The sequence below is a fragment of the Idiomarina sp. PL1-037 genome, from assembly GCF_034422975.1.
Classification (GTDB): Bacteria; Pseudomonadota; Gammaproteobacteria; order Enterobacterales; family Alteromonadaceae; genus Idiomarina.
Genome location: NZ_CP139873.1, coordinates 218,582 through 232,788 on the forward strand (window position 1 = coordinate 218,582; position 14,207 = coordinate 232,788).

12 protein-coding genes are annotated in these 14,207 nt (G+C 47.8%); 2 read left to right on the forward strand and 10 right to left on the reverse strand.

Annotated features, from left to right (window positions below; all coding sequences use genetic code 11):
• Window positions 1–32: 32 nt before the first annotated feature.
• The 8 genes from U0358_RS00965 to U0358_RS01000 form a co-directional block, all read right to left on the reverse strand.
• Window positions 33–554 carry a response regulator transcription factor gene (locus U0358_RS00965; protein WP_322406711.1) on the reverse strand — a complete coding sequence of 174 codons (522 nt, stop codon included), beginning with the start codon at window positions 552–554 and terminating at the stop codon, window positions 33–35.
• Window positions 547–1,644 carry a sensor histidine kinase gene (locus U0358_RS00970; RefSeq protein ID WP_317498104.1) on the reverse strand — a complete coding sequence of 366 codons (1,098 nt, stop codon included), beginning with the start codon at window positions 1,642–1,644 and terminating at the stop codon, window positions 547–549. Before U0358_RS00970 ends, U0358_RS00965 begins: the two co-directional genes overlap by 8 nt.
• 5 nt (window positions 1,645–1,649) lie before the next feature.
• Complete coding sequence (locus U0358_RS00975; RefSeq protein ID WP_322406712.1) at window positions 1,650–3,668, reverse strand: TonB-dependent copper receptor; 2,019 nt, start codon at window positions 3,666–3,668, stop codon at window positions 1,650–1,652.
• A gap of 96 nt (window positions 3,669–3,764) precedes the next feature.
• Window positions 3,765–4,076, reverse strand: a complete 312-nt coding sequence (locus U0358_RS00980) for an ArsR/SmtB family transcription factor (protein ID WP_317498106.1) — start codon at window positions 4,074–4,076, stop codon at window positions 3,765–3,767.
• Window positions 4,077–4,083: 7 nt separating this feature from the next.
• Window positions 4,084–4,302, reverse strand: a complete 219-nt coding sequence (locus U0358_RS00985; RefSeq protein WP_322406713.1) for a YgaP family membrane protein — start codon at window positions 4,300–4,302, stop codon at window positions 4,084–4,086.
• 23 nt (window positions 4,303–4,325) lie between these two features.
• A complete protein-coding gene (locus U0358_RS00990; RefSeq protein ID WP_322406714.1) occupies window positions 4,326–5,531 on the reverse strand; it encodes a hypothetical protein in 1,206 nt (401 codons plus the stop codon).
• 5 nt (window positions 5,532–5,536) lie between these two features.
• Entirely contained in the window at window positions 5,537–6,337 is an 801-nt protein-coding gene (locus U0358_RS00995) for an outer membrane lipoprotein-sorting protein (RefSeq protein ID WP_322406715.1), read from the reverse strand.
• Entirely contained in the window at window positions 6,334–8,850 is a 2,517-nt protein-coding gene (locus U0358_RS01000) for an efflux RND transporter permease subunit (protein WP_322406716.1), read from the reverse strand. Before U0358_RS01000 ends, U0358_RS00995 begins: the two co-directional genes overlap by 4 nt.
• A gap of 97 nt (window positions 8,851–8,947) precedes the next feature.
• On the opposite strand from U0358_RS01000, the gene deoD reads away from it, so the two are divergent.
• On the forward strand, window positions 8,948–9,658 hold the full coding sequence (gene deoD, locus U0358_RS01005; protein WP_322406717.1) for a purine-nucleoside phosphorylase: 711 nt from the start codon (window positions 8,948–8,950) through the stop codon (window positions 9,656–9,658).
• Window positions 9,659–9,776: 118 nt separating this feature from the next.
• A complete protein-coding gene (locus U0358_RS01010) occupies window positions 9,777–12,212 on the forward strand; it encodes a bacteriohemerythrin (RefSeq protein WP_322406718.1) in 2,436 nt (811 codons plus the stop codon).
• 67 nt (window positions 12,213–12,279) lie between these two features.
• Here U0358_RS01010 and U0358_RS01015 read toward each other — a convergent pair whose 3' ends face one another.
• Window positions 12,280–13,452, reverse strand: a complete 1,173-nt coding sequence (locus U0358_RS01015) for an acyl-CoA dehydrogenase (protein ID WP_322406719.1) — start codon at window positions 13,450–13,452, stop codon at window positions 12,280–12,282.
• A 20-nt stretch (window positions 13,453–13,472) separates the two neighbouring features.
• Window positions 13,473–14,162 carry a helix-turn-helix domain-containing protein gene (locus U0358_RS01020; protein ID WP_322406720.1) on the reverse strand — a complete coding sequence of 230 codons (690 nt, stop codon included), beginning with the start codon at window positions 14,160–14,162 and terminating at the stop codon, window positions 13,473–13,475.
• Window positions 14,163–14,207 lie beyond the last annotated feature (45 nt).

Consider the following 14,207-nt stretch of genomic DNA (forward strand, 5'->3'; position numbering starts at 1 on the left):
TTTTTTGCGCCGCCTATTAAGGCGGCGCATTTTTAATGTGGTGAGCGTTTCGACAATTTGCGCTGTAACGTACGCCGATGCATACCCAGCTCTCGCGCTGTCTTAGAAACATTTCCCTGGTTATCCGCAAGCACTCTTTGAATATGCTCCCACTCAATTTGAGTTGGTGTTAAACGGTTTATCGATGTGTCTTCCAACTCCAGCTTTTCATTAGTAAAACGGCGTAGTAATTCATTGGTCCCCACGGGTTTTGTTAGGTAGTCCGTTGCGCCCCGTTTCATTGCTTCTACAGTTGTTGCAATACTGGCGTAACCGGTCAGTACCACCAAATGGCTAGGAGAGTAGCGTTCGTTAAGTGGCTGAATAAGTCCCAACCCATTGTCGTCGCCCAGCATCATATCAAGCAGAATACCGTCAAAATGATCTTTTAGCGTCAAGGCCTGCTCAGCGGAGTGTGCCATTTGCACCAAAACACTATGGTGCTCCAGACGCCGCTGTAGAATGCGACAGAAGCCTTCATCGTCATCAATAATAAGTAAGCGAAATTTATTCATAAGCTGTTATCGGTAATAGAACTAATGTGAGCGTGCCTTCGGCAGTGGATTGCCAGCTCACTTGACCGCCAAGCCGTTCAAGGGTGGCATGGCTGATAACCGCGCCAATACCCATACCATTTTCACTTAAGGTCATTGATTTACCTATTTTCCGTTGTTGCGCCTGGCTTAGCCCATCACCATTATCGAGAATGTGAATGGTGAGCTGAGGGTTCGCACCAACTAACGTCAGGTTGAGTTGCACGGACACGGTCAGCTGGTGACTGCGTTCGCCAGCGCTGACAGCATTAATAACCAGATTAGCGATAGCCGGGAACAGGGTGCGATCGGCGCTTATAATCGCGGCTTTTAATCGCTCGGGACATTGCCAGTTGACCTGAGCATCGGGTCGGGCAATTCGCAGAAGCTGGCGTAACTGAGTAACAATTTCCCCGACAGTGTAATTGTGCTGGCGCCTGCTGCGCACATCCTCAGCGGCGTCCCGCCATTGTTCAAGGCTGGCTTCAACTTTGCCCAGGTGTTCACGAAACTCTTGTTTTAGTGACAGCTCAATATCGCATTCCTGAAGTTCTTCGTTGAGTAACCGTAACGACTGCACAGGAGTGGCAACGTCATGAGTTAACTGAGCTGCGGCTGCACCTATCGTCAGCAGCTGCTCGTCACGCAGCTGGCGCTCACGTGCATTCTGCAACGCTTTTTCAGACTGAAACCATTGCCGCTTCAGGTAGTACATTGATAAAGCAATAATAACCGCAGCAATCACAAAGCCGCTGACCATACCCATCGCGTGTTTCAACATCTCGTCGCTTAAGGCATGGGCAGTGTGACTTTGTTGTCCGGGCAAAAGCGAAGGCAAGCCTATTTGGGCAACTTGCCCCAGAATGCTTATAAGCACCACAATCAAAGCAAAAGTTGAAGGTAACAATAAAAACGCTATGACAATAAAAATCAGTAATAACGAGGTGAAGGGGTTACTGATCCCCCCATTAAAGGCAACCCAGAGGTTGCCCAGTGCTATGTCCAGACATAAAGCTAAGCACAATGGCCAGGCTTTATGAGTAATGAATTTATAGGTCAGTAATGTCAGCATCAGGCTTAAAAATGATAGTTGGTCTGCAGCCAGACGGTGCGGCCCGGCTCATTAACTTTGTCAATTTGCTGGTATCCGGAAATGCTGGCAGCGGAACGACTCAAGTGCTCTGCATAGGTTTTATCCAGTATATTATCGACGCCTAAACTTAGCTGCCACTTTGGATCAATTTTCCAGTCGATATTTGCCGATAAAATACCATACCCCGGGCTATTGCCGATATCGTAGCCAATGACATTACCCTGATCCACAGCTGTGCGTTCTTGTTTATCCACCAGGCGCCAGAGCAAAGAGTAAGTCAGTGCGTTGTGGCGGTAATCAGTGGCAATACGAAGTTCATCAGCAGGTTGCTGCGGCAGATAGTTATCATCGGTTTTATTACTTCCGCGGGTTATGGCCAGTGCTGATGACACAGACCAGGCTTGGGTCAGTTGGTAACTTAAGGTTGTTTCCCCGCCCCAGGTTCGGGCGTCAATATTACGGACGGTATCCGGCTGCATCATCATGCCTTTTTGCAAAAGAATGAAGTCATCGACCTGACTGTAGAAAATTGACGCATCCAGTTGCCATTTGTCGGTGTTAATATCCAGACCGATATCCCATTGCTGGTTGGTCTCCGCGTCGGTGTAAAAGGCCGATGCTGACGTTGGTGACTGACGGTTGTTACCAATGGCTTCCCAGTAATCCGGGAATCGCTCTGCCTGACCCCAGCCCGCATACCAGTAACCATTTTTAAGCTGTTTTTCTATACGAAGAAATCCGCTATGAAGATTCTCACTGCGTGTTTCATTCGCTGTGGGGTTGGATTGAGCCGGAGCTGACATTGGCGTAATGGTGGTGCGCTTGTCTGTCATTTTCCAGTGATCAAGCCGATAACCGCTGACTAACTGCCATTCCTGGTCGATAGCATGGCGATATTCGGCATAAACTCCATCTTGCTCTATAAAAGCGTCATCAACCCGGTTAAGGCTTTCAAATGGTTGGTTAAACTGATCTTTGCTGGAACGGTTACGGTGAGCCGACTCATTATGTTCAAGCCCAGTTTTGAGTTGCCCGGAAGGGGTTAACTGCCATTCGGAGGCAATTTTAAAACCACGGGAATATCTATCCGGGTTACTGGCGGTCGGGTTGGGCATCATCATGGACGGGGTAAACTCGCGCAACGAATAGTTGTCCATGACATGGTCAATGGTATTGAAATAGCCATTAACAGAAAGCTCTTCGAGCGAACGGCTGTCAGGTTGCCATTGGTAATTCAGTGCGACGCTTTCACGGTCAAAGAGCACCCCATCCATACTGCGATCGGCGTAGGCTGCCTCGCCATCGCTGACGCCAAGTTTGAGTATCAGACGATGCTGCCGTGACGGTGTCCAGGCCAGATCAACATCGCCACTCCAGCGTTCATACTGGCTGTTAATGCTATTACCCGAGCCATCTTCGTAGTCATCGGCGGTTGCGGCAGATGCGTTTACCCGCACGTACCCGGGTTTTGCTCCCCAGGTTAAATCAGCTGTGGTACTCAGCCGGCCGTACTGCGCTGTGGTGGCATTTAAGTAACCGGTAAACTCGGGCACTTCAAAGAATGTTGCTTCGCGCTCAAAATGAATAGATGCTGCTGAACCGGCGAACAATACGGTTTGTGGGCCCTTAACAATAGTCACGCTGTCATAGCTCTGTGGGGTTATGTACGCCGTTGGCGGGTCCATGCGGCTGCTGCAGCCACCCTGGAGCATTTGTCCGTCGTTGACTATGGTCAGTCTGCCAGCTCCCATTCCCCGAAATAATGGGTCAGCAGAGGCGCCGCCTTTGCGGGTTGCACTGAATCCCGCAAGGCTTTTTAAGAAATCACCGGCATCGTGAGCAGGCAATGGTTGTCTTGGTTGTTTCGAGTCGACGACCCATTCACTAGGCGCCTCCATCGATTCGCCAATAATGATAATTCTTTCCTGAATATCGGTGGTTTCGTTAGCGTAACTGATAATTGGCAAGAGTAAGCAAGTTGCCAGAGGATAAATAGACTTCATACGACAGTGTCCTTTAATAAGGTAATGTCGCTATTATTCTCCATTTTTTAGGTGGTTAGGATGCGACAAAAGGTAGCATCCCTTAAAGGGTACCACTTAAAGCGAAGGGCAGAATTTATCTTTCAGTAACTTCATAAAAGCTTCGGTATCCGGATCTTTTATGGAGTAGTACACAGTTTGCGACTGTTTACGAATGCTGACCAATTGCTGTTGACGCAATACCGCAAGATGTTGTGAAAAAGCTGACGGGCTTAAGTCAAAAAACTGGTGAAGTTGACCCACACTTTGTTCACCTAAAGCCAATCGGCATAAAATTTGTAAACGGTGGGGGTTACCTAAAGAGCGCAGAAAGCTCGCCGCATTCTGCGCTTCTTCCTGAAGCATCTCTTGTGATTCAGCTGCACTCATGGTGTCTTTATTTTCCTGATTTTTCTAACTCACGTTCTGTTTTTAATCCTAACGCTTTTTTCATAAAAATGCTTGCTGGACAAAAACCCGTGAAAGATTGTTGAAATAGATTGGCACCTACAAATACGGTAAGCCATACCCAGTTGGGATGAACCCAATAAGTCAAAGCTACCGACAACAATATCATAAAGCCGGCAAATGCGGTTATAGCTCTTTCGACACTCATTATAAAACTCCTTCATTTTAGTATTAAAACGCATACCGCATACGCAGATATGCGTTGTTGTTTTCGGTGAACTGACCAAAAAAGGTTTCTGGACGTTCGCGAAAAAACAGGTTGAACCCGCCGCTAAATGACCAATTATCGTCAATGCGGTAGTCAAAAGTCGGACGTAAATAGCCGTCGTTTTGATTCGGCGACACAAAAGCAAACAGCGACAGACTCAGGTCATCGCGCTCGTCTCGCCAGGTTAAGCGGGTGGTGAACACAGTGCGTGTTTGTGTGTCGCCTTTTTCTACATAAGCTTGAAAGCTGCCGGTAAAGCGCGTCCATAATTCTTGCTCGTAGCCAACCAGTGCGCGCCAATGGTCTTCTCCGTCGTGACGGTTGTAATTGGCGACTTCGGTATTCACTAATCCTGGACCCAGGGGCATTCGAACGGATGCACCAATCACGGTTAAGCGACCGAAAGTGGGCTGAAAACTCTCAGTAACGGCCTCGGGGCTTTTAGTAAAGCCGTCGTAACCATAGACCGCGTATTCCACACCATCGTGATTACGAAACAAGCGCAACGCGTATTCATCGCGCTTAGGCTCCACAAACTGAATGGACGGATCGTCGCCGGTCAACTGTTGGGTTAACGGATTAAAATAAGAAATGCGTTCACCGCGAATGTAATTATCGTGGTCAAACTCAGGTGACCAGACAAAATCGATATTAAACCAGTCGAAGTAGCTGGTGACGCGCAGCGAGTCAGATGGTGCCTTTAAGTATTCCTGGTCACGCCCGACAAAGAAGGACTGCCAGTCTTTAGGGAACAGATCGTTGAGGAATAAGTAGTCGCCAGTGCCCCAGGTGAGTATCTGACGGCCAATTTTTATATCGGTGTTATCGAAAACCGTGAACTGAGCATTAAGTTCGCGAATTTGGCCGTGCCAGGTTTCATCAAAGCCGTCGTACCAGCCGTCGGCTTTTGCTGTCCAGGTAGTGTTCTGCCAGCGCTCATCAAACCCTAGCTGTAGTCGAGGCTCAGCAATAGACAGACGCTTGTGATAGGGGGAGGGTTCAAATCGTCCGCCTATTGCCGCCTCAACATAGCCGTAGACATCAATACCCTGGTCTTGTTCCGCTCCCCAGTCACTTTCCCATTCGTCATCATCCCAGGAGTCCTGTGCCGATGCGGCTTGAGCCAAAGTGAAAAGAACGGTAAACGTGAAAATTTTCCGATATGGCATAATAATTAGTCTCTCAGTTGTAACCATTCTGCAGGTGGATTACGCAAGCTACGCTCACTGAAAATGCTGTCCGGCAAACCAATGTTGTATTTCATAAAGCGGAACTGCATTTCGGTTTTACCGCCATTTTCAAGATCCGATATGCGCGAGTGAGTCACTGTTGGGTAGCCTTGAACCGTTTCGATTTTCAGTACTTCCATTTTGCGATAGGCTTCGCCGCTGTCGTTATAGAAAGTGCTTTCTACCGGCAGCATATGCTCTTTATCGACGACCACTTCGTAGTAGCTGAACTCGACGTTGTCAGGGGCTTTAGGCGTGCCTTTTAACACGTACTCTGCATCATCCTCCGACAGAATCTCATAACTGTCTAAAGAGGTATCGCGACCGGAAACATCTTCATAGAAGAAGTGTGAACCGACAAAAGAGGTACGCTTGTCGCCGGCCGATATGCGTTTAACCAAATCCAGATCGGGTAAATAAAGCCAGCGGTCATCGTCGTCGTTTACCTGTTTTACTACGCGAAAGACGGTGTCGCGCACGTCGGCAGGGCGAGAGAAGAACACCATCATGTCCTGAACTCCACCGTCTTCCTGGTCTTTGCGCAGAATGGTGAATTGGCGCATTTGTTCACGGCCCTGATTATCGGTGATGATCATCCGCGCGGCGCTGCGGCCGTCATCACCGGAGTAGTAGGCGTTTAACTCAGCCTGTTCGACAATCTCACGAGCGCTTTTCTCAGCACCAACAGTCTGGCAGCTAACGAACAAAACGGCGGCGGATAAAGCGGTTAAAAATAGGTTTTTCATGATTGACCTCCACGGAATATAAGGCGGCTAAATAGGGTCATCACCGCCGGGAGCATAATAAGTGTCACAATGGCGGATATCGCCATAATACTGGCTAAGAACACGCCAACCGTAATGTAGGGCACTAAAGGTGCGAACAGCAGTGGCGTAAAGCCAATAGCAATGACAATGGCATTGCGGGAAATGGCTCGAGCAGGCTCATCAAACATAACCACCAGAGTGTCTTTCCAGTTACCGGTTTGTTTGAAGGTAGCGCGTGTGCGTTCAATAAAGTGAATAGCAAAGTCCACCGATAGCCCAAGTGTAAGCGACGACAGCACGGCAATGGGCATATCGTAGTCTTTACCGACCCAGCCAATAAGACCATAAATGAAGGCAATGGTCAGACTCAGAGGCAGCATAGCCAGTACCCCGAAGACCACCGAGCGGAACAGCAATACCATCATAATAAACACCACCACAAAGGCGCTGATTAAGCTGTCGAGCATGCCTTCCACCATGGCCTCCTGCCACACCACGTTCAGGTAAGCTTTACCGGCCCAGTCCATTTCAATGTTAGCAGGCAGCGGGTTGTCTTCAATGTAGCTGTCAACAGTGTCCACGACCTGGGTCACGTGCTGGTTGTCACCGCTGGTTAACTGCAACCACATTAAGCTGCGTTTGTAGTCCGGCGTAACAAAGTGCCAGAGGTCCTGCGGACGGTGCGATGACTGGTATTGCAACAGGGTTTGCGCAACACCGGCGGCATTGTCCGGCAATTCGTAGTCTTTTTCTTCGCCCGAGCGTAATTCGCGGTTCACCGTCTTCACCACGTCGGGCAGGCTGTTTGACTTGCCCACCAAGCCTGTCGTTTGCAAGTACTCCTGCATCCTGCTCATGTAGGCCAGCAATTCCGGGCTTTGGAACGCTTTGCTGGCGCTATTCAGCTGTTCGAGCTCAGTCATTAAGCGCTCTAACGGCTCTAATTGGTCAGAACCGACGGTGAAGAGCAGATCATCAATTGCGATAATCCACTGGTTAAAGTTCACTTGCTGTTGCTCAAGCAGAGCGCTTAAAGCATCGCGCGATTCTTCAGACAGCGCGTCGTTATTCAGGGCCTCACGAACCGCTGAGCGAGCTTTTTCGGTAGCGTCTAAGGTATTTTCAAATACTACATACGCGTTGTACGTCCCGGCAAAGTGGTCGTTTAATACTTCGTCAGCAATACGAACCTCGTGGCCAGGTTTAAACCAACGCACCGGGTTGTCGTTAATGTTAATTTGCTGAATACCGAACCACGCAAAAGCCAAAACTGCCAGAAAAAAGGCTATCCAAAGTTTGGCGCGACGGGCCGCCAGAATACCGACTTTCTGTAACCAGCCGTCCTTGTGCTCCTCATGAGTAACTTGAGCAAAGCTTTCCAGCGTCGATGGTTTGAGTGCACACAAATAGGCAGGTACGAAAATAACGGTAATTAAGAAGGCCAAAAGAATTCCGGAGCCAACGAAAGCGCCGAACACCTGCACTGGAGGAATTGGCGTTAGCATTAGAGAGTAAAAGCCAATAGACGATGTTATTGAAGTAAATAGCATGGGCGTAAACAAGTGCCCCAATACACTTTTTATGGTGTCCTTCGCATTACCTTTTTCGCGGTATCGGTCCGAAAATTCGGACATAATGTGAACCGAGTCGACCACGGCAATAGGCATTAGGAAAATGGCTATCATCGACGACATAATGTGTACGGTGAAACCCAGGGCAATTAATGCACCCATGGTAATAAGCACGGTCGACATCGCGACTATCATTGCTGCACTTATGAAGCGTACATTGCGGAAGAAGAACCAAAGCAGGGCGAAAATAACCGCAGCTGCTAATGGCGCGGAAATGCCCATTTGCACAAACATTTCATTACCGAACTGGTCCTCAGCAACTGGCAAACCGGTAATATGCCAGTCATCGCTGCCGTCCAGCGTACCTATTTTGCTACGCAGTTGCTCCGCCAGAGCATAGCTCTCGTCTTTACTTTCAATGGGTACATAAACAGCGGCAGCCTTCCCATCGCCAGAAACAATGGTGTTATAAAGCAGCGGCAGGTCTTCAACTTGCTGCTGAATGTAACGGGCTTCAGCGTCATTTTCCGGAGGTTGCTTCATCATCCATTCAAAACGAATGGTGCCGGGTTCTTTTTGAGTAATGTTATCCACGTTAGCCAGTGACATCAGATCGTCACTGATAACGCCGTCCAGAGACTCCGCATAATTCGATACGGTATGCAGGTCGGTTAACGTTTTTTGGTTGTAGACGGTGTTCTCATTGACTACGCCAACGACAATCATGTCATGCATAGCAAAGGTTTCTTTCACCTCATTATGGAAAACACGCTGCGGGTTATCGTCCGGAAGCATGTTCTCCGGATCGGTATCAATGGTAATAGACGGGATGAAGGCAGCAACAGCAATAGTGATCAGCGTCAACGTCCAAAAGACGCTTCTGCGATAACCTGTCGCTAGCTTCATAATAACATTAATCATATTATTTCTTAATAATCTAATTTAGAATAACTCGAAATATAGTCGATAATTTCTGATTTGTCATCTATCTTGATGAAAAAACAACAAGGTGATTTCTATGACCACACCACACATTTCGGCTAAAGCAGGCGATTTTGCTGAACTTTGCTTGTTTCCCGGCGACCCATTAAGGGCAAAACATATTGCTGAAACACACCTGGACAGTGCTGAACTCATAAGCGATACCCGAAATATGCTGGCATTTACCGGGCAGTTTCGCGGTACGCCCGTGTCGGTGATAGGCTCAGGTATGGGGATGCCTTCTTGTGCACTCTACGCACAAGAGTTGTTTCAGCATTTCGGTGTTGAGCGCTTAGTGCGGGTAGGGAGTTGCGGAGCCGTATCAGCAAACCTTAAGTTACGTGATCTGGTCGTTGCTCAGGGAGCTTGCACGGACTCGTCAATGAACCAAAAGCATTTTGGTGGTTACGACTTTGCAGCAATTGCAGATTACAAACTCTTAAGTGAGTTCGTTGGCTATTGTCAGAAGAAAAACCAGCGCGTAGCCGTTGGTAATGTATTTTCTACTGACAGTTTCTACCATCCGGACAAAAACCTTGAATCGCGGCTGGAAGCTATGAATGTTCTGGCGTTAGATATGGAAGCAGCTGCTCTTTATGCGCTAGCGGCTATTCATAAGAAACAGGCTTTGGCTGTTATGACGGTGTCTGATGAAATAAAAACGGGCAATGGCTTGTCAGCTAATGAAAGACAGACCGCTTTTACTGAAATGACTGAAATGGCATTAGAAAGTTTGCTGTTTTATTGATCACGGTCAAGCAAAAGACACTTGCTAACCAACAACCCTGTATTATGTGTGACTAATGCCGATGAATGAGCAGAATAAACCGTTTGTGGTTGTCGATTCTGCCTGTAGTGGAGTGGTTATGAAGTGGCTCGATTGGTTAACTCGCCCTGTCCAAAAGTTATTTAATTTACTGAGTTTTAGACGAAAATTTAGCTTGATTGGTTTCTTGTTGTTTATTCCGGTTATTGTGCTGAGTTCGTTGATGGTTAATGACTCACTGGAAAAAAGCCATCAGGTTGAACAAAAGCATCAAGCCGCTCAATACTGGCCTGAATTAAGAGGGCTTTTAGAGCATATTGCCATGCACAGGGGGATGACTGGGAGCGACGCTCAAAAACGTGAGTTTTCCAGTGAAATAAACCGTTCAGTACAAGCCATTAATCGCCATTTTAATGCTCTGGATGAACTTCAAAGTGAGCTAGGCCAAAGTACTTTGCTGCCAGAGTCATTATTGATGGAACTGCGCCGTAAGTGGCAGGGTTTAAGCGGCTCAACGGACACTTTCCATCAGCATACTGAACTACTGGAGAAGATCCAAAGTGCGTTAAAATTGCTTGGCGAAAACTCCCAACAACTGCTGGAAAATGATTTACCAAGCCTGTTTTTAGCGCGTCTTTCGGTTGAGGAACTGCCGCAGTTAGTTGAGCAGGGAGGTCGCTTAAGGGGGTTGGGAGCTCAATGGTTAAACGGGAATGAAAGTTCCGGATTACAGCAGGATGTCACCATTTTAAGCTACGTGCTGGAAAATCAGGTTTCCGACTTTGTGGATGTTGTCGCGAGTTTATCTGAAGACGTTAACGACCAGGCGTTGTTGATGCAGGCTAAGGCAGCCGAGCAACAATTAAAATTATTCAGCGAAACCGCTTCGAGCAAACTAATGGAGCGAAATATGTCGGCCAGCGATTTTTTCCGTGAAGGAACCGCCGCGACAGGATCGTTATTCGCCTTCTACGATAGTGTCATTCCGGCTTATCATTCAAGGCTTGAGCAGCGCGTAAAGAAGTTAGACGCAATAATATGGACCAACGTTGCCTTGATTGTCGGGGTATTGTTACTACAGCTGTTGTTATTCACTAGCTTATATTTAGGAATTTACCGGGCGGTGTCTGCCAATATCAAAATGGCCAAACAGCTGGCAAATGGCGACCTAAATAGTTTGAGCTCGACAGAGGGTCATGACGAGCTGTCGAAAATAACTCACTATCTGAACTCGGTCGCTATTGAGACCAGTTACTCGGTCGATGCTATACGTAAGTCGAGCGACGGCATGGACAGGCTGGGTAACGGTAATTATCAGGCAATTAAAGAGCTGGCCGAACGGGCAAGAGCTCAGGCTTCGCAAATGCAAAGCGCAGCTGCGGCAGTCGAGCAAATGACGTCAGCGATTAGTGAAGTGTCAGAGTCAACTCAGAAGGCCGCGACAGAAGCTGATAATACCCTAGTTTCGGCCAAAAATGGGCAGGAAGTTGTTCATACCATGGTGGCAGCCATTCAGAGACTCGAGCAAGAAGTGTCTGAATCCCAGCGTGTTATAAAAACGTTATCTGAAGACAGTCAGTCTATCTCGAAAATATTACTGACCATTAATGACATTGCCGACCAGACCAATTTGCTGGCGCTGAATGCTGCTATTGAAGCCGCCAGAGCCGGTGAGTCGGGTCGGGGGTTTGCAGTTGTTGCTGATGAGGTGCGGCAACTGGCTAAACGTGTACAGGCCTCCACTGGTGAAATACAAGGTGTCATCGGCCGGCTGGAAACCAACACGAACAATGCAGTACAAACCATGGAGCGTAATAAAACTCTGGCGGGTGAAAATGTTGAGCAAGCGAACCGGGCGGCCAGTTCATTATCTGACATTGTTGAAAACGTTGGTGTCATTAACGATTTGAATATTCAGATAGCTTCGACAACGGAAGAGCAGTCTGCGGTAACCATAAACATTCAGGAAAACATTCATTCACTTTCTGAAAGTGCACGAATTGTCGATGAACGTTCGCAAGAGGCGTTAGAAAGCTCTGCCCAACTAACGACTTTAGGCGGCGAAATTAAGTCTCTGGGCGACCGCTATTACATTGAAAAAGACGTTATAGAGCGGCGTCTTTCAGAGCAGGACGTACTCATTGAATGGTCGCCGAAACTGGATGTCGGCATTGAAGAAATTAACCGTCAGCACCAGCGCTTAATTTACATTGCTAATGAGCTGTACCGACTGAAGCTGCGTGATGGTGATCAGCATGCGCTGCAACGCCTGGTGGATTCGTTAATTAACTACACGGCAACACACTTTAACTACGAAGAGTTGTTAATGGAGCGCAACGGCTATCCGGACTTAGAAAACCATAAGCTTAAACACCGAGAGTTGGTGCAGGATGTCATGCGTTTCAAACATCGGGTAGATAATCACGAAGACGTGATTGATGAGCTGCTGGAGTTCGTGAAAGCCTGGCTTATGAATCATATTATGAAAAGCGATATGGCTTATAAAGGACATCTGAACAGCAAAGGTATCCATTAAGGAATTTCAAGCCCCGGGCAATACCGGGGCTGATTTGCTTTTCCGGCGAGAGTGCTAAGCCTCGCTACTAAAACGCAGGAATGTCGGTCTGTGAACGACCCAGAATTAACGCATGAATATCGTGTGTACCTTCGTAGGTATTCACCGCTTCTAAATTCATCACATGGCGAATCACGTGGTATTCATCGGCAATACCGTTACCACCGTGCATGTCACGAGCCTGGCGGGCAATATCCAGCGCCTTACCACAGCTGTTACGCTTAATCAGCGATATCGCAGTGGGGCTTAATGTGCCTTTATCAAGCTCGCGTCCGGCTTGCAGGCAGCCTAATAACCCCAGGCTGATTTCGGTCTGCATGTCGGCCAGTTTTTTCTGTATTAACTGGTTTGCTGCCAGCGGGCGACCAAACTGGCTGCGCTCCAGCGTATATTGTCGTGCTGCGTGCCAGCAGAATTCAGCTGCACCGAGCGAGCCCCAGGCAATACCATAACGGGCCTTGTTAAGGCAGCTAAAGGGGCCTTTTAAACCTTTAACGTCCGGGAAAATGTGATCTTCGGACACTTCAACGCCATCCATAACAATTTCGCCGGTGATAGAAGCACGTAATGAGAATTTACCGTCAATTTTAGGTGCGCTCAGGCCTTTCATGCCTTTTTCCAGCACGAAACCGCGAATCTCACCGTCGAGTTTTGCCCAGACCACGAATACATCTGCAATAGGCGAGTTTGTGATCCACATTTTAGAACCGGAAAGAACATAACCGTTGTCGGTGCGCTTGGCGGTGGTACGCATACTGGCCGGGTCAGAGCCAGAGTCGGGTTCGGTCAGGCCAAAGCAACCAACCCATTCACCGCTGGCTAATTTAGGTAAGTATTTTTTACGCTGAGTTTCAGTACCAAAGGTGTAGATAGGGTGCATAACCAAAGAGGATTGCACACTCATGGCACTGCGGTAGCCGCTGTCGACACGCTCAATTTCTCGTGCAATAAGGCCATAGCTAACGTGGTTAACACTGCTGCCGCCGTATTCTTCCGGTAAGGTTGCGCCTAACAAGCCCATCTCACCCAACTCGTTCATAATTTGGCGATCAAAGTTTTCGTTGCGGTTCGCCTCAAGCACGCGTGGCATGAGCTTTTCCTGAGCGTACTGATGGGCGCTCTCCTGAATCATTTTTTCTTCATCTGACAAGGTGTTTTGCCAGTTGAGCGGATCGGACCAATTAAAACCGGCGGATGACATCTGACCTCCTGAAAAAAGTACTAAGCGACTCGACGCTCCAGAGCCGTAAAGTCATTAATAGTGAGAATAGACTGCTCGGTGTTAATCAGCTGTTGCTCTTTCAGTGCGGTAAAAATACGGCTGACAGTTTCCACGGCCAGGCCCAGGTAATTGGCAATATCTGTACGCGTCATTGGCAGTCGGTACTCACTACGGGAAAGCCCATGTTGATGCATATGCGTGCTTATTGAAAGTAAAAAAGCCACAACTTTCTGCTCCGCACTGGTATTCACAATGTTTAAGTAGTGTTTGCTGCAATTTGCTAAACGTCGGCTCATAAGCTGCAGAAGGTTACTTTCAACTTTAGGAAGCTCTTGTGCAAATAGTTTGCTCAGTCTTATTTCACACAGCATAGAGGTTTCCATGGTCTCGCAATATGTGGCTGCTGAACCGCTGGCTAAGCTCTCAAGACCGACAATATCACCAACCATATGGAAGCTGGTAATTTGTTGTTTACCATTGCTATCAATGGTGTAGCACTTTACCGAGCCGCTTTTTATTGCGAAAACTGATTTGAGCTTTTGTCCTTCACTAAAAACAACACTACGCTTGTTAAAAAGATGCGGTTCGCGGCTGCATTTATCAAGAATTTCGACATCGGTTGGTACTAAACCGGCGGGTACGCAAATTGATTGCATGCTGCATTGGCTACATTGAATTGGGGTACGCATAATCATCTCATCCGCTGAATTATTGATCTGGTTCACTATACAAAA